This is a genomic window from Streptomyces sp. NPDC006283 (assembly GCF_040613325.1).
In the GTDB taxonomy this organism is placed as follows: Bacteria; Actinomycetota; Actinomycetes; order Streptomycetales; family Streptomycetaceae; genus Streptomyces.
Genome location: NZ_JBEXRZ010000355.1, coordinates 1 through 3955 on the forward strand (window position 1 = coordinate 1; position 3955 = coordinate 3955).

Here is a 3955-nt window from a genome sequence, read left to right on the forward strand (position 1 = left end):
GGCCCTTCCCGAGGCCGACGGGGTGCTCGGATTCGACGATTACGCCGACATCTCCGACCGCCTGCAGACCATCCTGAGCGGTGTCCTGTCAGAGCGCCTCGCCGCCGACTATACGGCCGGATACGGGGTCTGCACGGGGGACTACGCCAGTCAGCCCGCACCGACGCCACCGTAGACCTCACCGGCCACGCCGAGATACTCGCTCAGGGAATCGGCACAGCAGTGCAGGCATACGGTTAACTCCGCGGCGTGTGCCCCGACGGTGAGCAGGTCGAGGCGCCGCGGCGTCTGGCGCGTCGCGGGCTGCGGGGATGTCGATGGCTGCCGGGAGCGCCCGGCGCTGTCCGGTCCGGCCGGCGGGCGGCTTCGTCCAGGGCGGCGCGCAGTGCTGGACGGGCCTGGTCAGATAAGAGGCCGAACGGATCCGCGCTGCTGCGGGTGCGGGTGCGGACGTTCATGTGCGCGATGGCGAGCATATGGGACGAGGCGGCGAGTAGGTCTGGGTGGTTCTCGGCGATGCGTGCGGCATCGAGGGCGGCGGTGAACAGGGGCCCGTTCGTTTCGAGTCGTTCGCCCGTGTGGCGTTCGGCGGCTTTCAGCGTGCTCCAGGACGGGCCCTCGATTCCGATGACCTGCGTGCCGGTCAGTCCGGCGGCTGTCATTTCCTCGGCGAGTTCGTCGGCGGTGTGGAAGTAGGCGGCGGTGAACCCTATGCGGCCTGGCTCGTGGATGCCGGTGCGGAGGATGTCGGCGACGGCTTCTGGGACGGGTTGCTTGGTGCCGAGCCAGGTGGTGGCGGTGTGCTCGAACAGGGAGGCGTACCGTCCGATCGCTGCGGCGGCGACGAGTCCGCCCGGTCGCACAACACGCCGGGCTTCGGCGAGGGCTTTAAGCCGGTCTTCGCGGTCCAGGAGGTGGTAGAGCGGGCCCAGCAGGGAGGACGATGTCGTAGGTGTTGTCGGCAGCGTTCAGGGCGCGGGCGTCGCCGAGTTCGGCGGAGGCGCCGGTTGCGGTTGCCTGGTCGACGTGGCGGGGGACTGGGTCGATGAGGTGGACGGTGTACCCGTCTTTGATCAGCCATCGGGCGTGTGCCCCGGGCCGCCGCCGACGTCGAGGACGGAAGTGGGCGGGGAAGGCAGGTAGCGGCAAAGGATCTCCTGGGTTCGGAGCATCTCCAGGACACCATCGGCAGACGAAGTCAGCCAGTCGGCCTCGTCGATGGTCGCCCCCTAGAACTCCAGGATCTCCCGCGCGACGGCGGGTGTGACGCGCGAGCGTGTGGTCATGCGCGCCAGTCTGGGGTCTGGCCTGTTCGGCGCGCCACCCCTAACCTGACCGGTTAACCGGTCACCTCTCACGTGCGACAGGACCCCTGATGCCTCCCCTCAAGTACGAGCAGATCGCCGAAAGCCTGCGCCGCCGCATCGCCGACGGCGAGTTCGGACCCGGCGATCTTCTGCCCTCCTCCCGTGACCTGTGCGAGCAGTGGGGTGTTTCCCGCGCGACCGCTGTCAAAGCGATGGACATCCTCCGAGCCGACGGGCTCGTTGTCCCGCATCAGGGGCGCGGCTTCTCGGTGGTCCAGACACCGCTGGCCCGTCCTGCCGGCGGACGTCGGGCTGGAACGAGCCGCGCCAGCGGCGGGAGGCAGTTCCGGCGTCTCGGCGTACCCGAAATGCTGATCCCGCCCTCCCATGTTGCCGACGCGCTGGGGCTGGCGGCCGGCGTGACCGCCTTGCATCGTGCGCGTCTGGTCCTGGCCGATGACAACACGCCGATGACGTACTTGGCGGCGTGGTTCCCGCCGGACATCGCGGAGAAGTGCCCACGCCTTGCTCAATCGGGGCTCATCGCGGAGGGAACGACGCACTACGTGCGGCGCGAGACAGGCGGCCGCGGGCCCGTCCTGGGTGTAGACGAGACCACGGTCCGTCTCGCAACTTCTATCGAAGCAGGTCACCTTGAGGTGCGGCGGCCTACGGCTGTTGCGGTGGATCTCCACGTCGCCTACGACCAGGACGGATCGCCGCTGGTCTGCGAGGAAGGCGTGACGCCGTCGCACCTGTGGCGGCGCAGCGACAAGTACCCGATGGGGCCCGGCGTCTGACGAGTACTTGACTGGACCGGTCCACCGGTCCAGTCTTGGGATGTGCCGTGATGCACACCCCGTGGTGCTTCGTCGCTGCCCAGGCACACCAGCAGCGGCCACGGCAACGGGGCCGTCCTTCGCTCCCCCGAGAAGGACGGCCCCGTCTCCGATACCTCACCCTGAGGCGACGCCATGACCACGCGCAGCCAGAACACAACAGACCCAAGTCGCCGACTGCCCATCGGCACAATCGTCCGCGCCACGGACGCCGACTCGCTCGCAGTCGGGATCCTGACCCGGTACGCAGGCCCCACCGACCCATACCCCGGTGTTCCACATATCCGCCCGCTGAACGGCGGCGCACTGTGGCAAGCCGTCCCCCAACGCCTCCGCCCCGCCCGGCCAGACGAGATCGCCCGCGTACAGGCGGAAGCGGACCGGTGATGGACGTGAACGCTCCCACGATCCGACTGGAAGAGCTGAGCCCTCACCAGCAGGACGGCCGCTCCTGCTGCTGGTGCTCATTCTGGGCCGACGAGCGCTTCCCTGTGCCGCTGCTCAGCACCGCTGGGGCTCGCCTGCGGGCCTGCCAGACCTGTGCAGGCATGTTCGGCATCGCCCACGCCCCTCACCAAGACTGAGCAACACGCCGAGCGGCCCGGAGTCCGCAGAGCCTCACCAACCTCAATGGGGTGTCCCATGCTTCTTACCGTCGTGCGACATGCGGAATCGACCGAGAACGCGACGAAGCACACCGGCTTCTACCAGGACCCGCGACCGTGGACAGGCCAGGCCGCGCACGCCCTGTCCCGCGACCTTGTCGGGCTCACCCCGCGCGGCTTCCAGCAGTGCCAGTGGCTGCGCACAACTTTCGCGAACCTCGCTGGCCCGGACCCGTACGTGTACTGCTCGCAGTATCGGCGTGCCCTGGACACCGCGGAACTGGCGCTGCCCGGCCGGGCAGCCGACGTGACCGCCCTGCTGAACGAGCAGCACTACGGCGACGCCACGTACATGACGAAGGCGGAACTCTTCGCGACCTGGCCCGAGTGCGAGGAGGACCGGCAGACCCGCAAGCATCAGTGGACGCCCCCGGCGAGGAAGGCGAGTCATTGGCGGTCGGAGTGATGCGACGGGCGACCGCGTTCGTCGAGGGTCTCGAGGGCCGCGCGACGGCCGTCGTGGCGATGACCCACCACGCGGCCATCCTGGCGCTGCGCAGCGTGCTGGAACGGCGGCCGGTGACGGAGCTGGTCGAGGAGGTCCGCGTGTGCAAGACGCCCAACGCCGGGGTCCTGGTCTGCGAGCGGCGCGGCTGACGCTTCCACCAGGTCGACGCCGCCGAGCCGGACTGCTGACGGGGCCGTGATGGACATCGCATACTTCAACGGCCCGGTGCAGAACGGCGACTTCACCTTCGCCGAGCGGCCGGGCAAGGCTGCGGGCATACGGCTCGCCGAGGCGCGAACGGTCTGCTCGGGGTGGGACCGGTGCCGCACTTGTGGAACACCGTTATCCTCGCCGGCGACGTACGCCACCGAGAAGCTGCGGACCGGGATGCGGTCGGCCGGCAGCAGCGCGAGGTGCATGCGGTCGCGGCGAAGTACGCGCCCGGCCCGCCCTCGGCGGGCGGGCTGCTCACCGAGACCGCCCCGTGCGTCGCCGCCCTGGTGCGTGCGTAAGGACCTGCGGGCAGGGGCCGCAGCTACGACTGCCACCCGCGCTGCGGTCGCGTCTGGCTCGGGTGTCCCAACCGCCTCGCAGTTGTTGGGTCGCGCGCTGGAGGTCGTGCGCCGCCGCCGGCTATACCGCGCTACTGACGTTGAAGTCGTCTTGTCGTAGGGGCTGACGGTTGGTGATCGTCGA

The 3955-nt window shown here is 69.5% G+C and carries 4 protein-coding genes and 1 pseudogene; 4 read left to right on the top strand and 1 reads right to left on the bottom strand.

Features of this window, described 5'->3' with window-relative positions:
• Positions 1-464 precede the first annotated feature (464 nt).
• Positions 465-1172: pseudogene (locus ABZ070_RS35720) on the bottom strand (class I SAM-dependent methyltransferase); the annotation flags it as partial.
• Between the two features lie 203 nt (positions 1173-1375).
• On the opposite strand from ABZ070_RS35720, the gene ABZ070_RS35725 reads away from it, so the two are divergent.
• From ABZ070_RS35725 to ABZ070_RS35740, 4 genes are all read left to right on the top strand, one after another.
• Positions 1376-2107 (top strand): GntR family transcriptional regulator, encoded by a 732-nt coding sequence (locus tag ABZ070_RS35725; RefSeq protein ID WP_356640190.1) that lies wholly within the window; start codon positions 1376-1378, stop codon positions 2105-2107.
• A gap of 696 nt (positions 2108-2803) precedes the next feature.
• The gene (locus tag ABZ070_RS35730) at positions 2804-3217 is read left to right on the top strand and encodes a phosphoglycerate mutase family protein (RefSeq protein WP_356640192.1); all 414 of its coding nucleotides are present in this window, start codon (positions 2804-2806) and stop codon (positions 3215-3217) included.
• The gene (locus ABZ070_RS35735) at positions 3217-3408 is read left to right on the top strand and encodes a hypothetical protein (protein ID WP_356640194.1); all 192 of its coding nucleotides are present in this window, start codon (positions 3217-3219) and stop codon (positions 3406-3408) included. Before ABZ070_RS35730 ends, ABZ070_RS35735 begins: the two co-directional genes overlap by 1 nt.
• 180 nt (positions 3409-3588) lie before the next feature.
• A complete protein-coding gene (locus ABZ070_RS35740) occupies positions 3589-3771 on the top strand; it encodes a hypothetical protein (protein WP_356640196.1) in 183 nt (60 codons plus the stop codon).
• Positions 3772-3955 lie beyond the last annotated feature (184 nt).